Here is a 243-nt window from a genome sequence, read left to right as displayed (position 1 = left end):
GCCACGGCCATGTCCTGCCCTGTGGCCAGTGCGGCCAGGGAGCGCTCGGGCAGGGTGATGTTGGCGTACAGGGTGCGTGCGTCGGTCAGGGACACCACAGGTTCACCGGCTTTCAGGTATTGGCCGAGGTTGACCTTGCGCACGCCGAGTACGCCGTCGAACGGCGCCTTTATGCGCTTTTGCTCGATCAGGGCCTTGACCCGGCGGATGTCCCCCAGCACCTGCTGATAGGCCCAGTGAGCC

Annotated in this window: 1 protein-coding gene; it reads right to left on the bottom strand. The window is 65.8% G+C overall.

All coding sequences use genetic code 11. The features are described from left to right. Nucleotides 1–243, bottom strand: a 243-nt coding sequence (locus SB751_RS34425; protein ID WP_410749548.1) for an HlyD family efflux transporter periplasmic adaptor subunit, incomplete at both ends; no start/stop codon positions are given.

The sequence above is a fragment of the Cupriavidus sp. SIMBA_020 genome, from assembly GCF_046535395.1.
Classification (GTDB): Bacteria; Pseudomonadota; Gammaproteobacteria; order Burkholderiales; family Burkholderiaceae; genus Cupriavidus; species Cupriavidus campinensis.
Note: the sequence above shows the minus strand (reverse complement) of the source record. Positions and strands in the feature narration are given on the sequence as shown.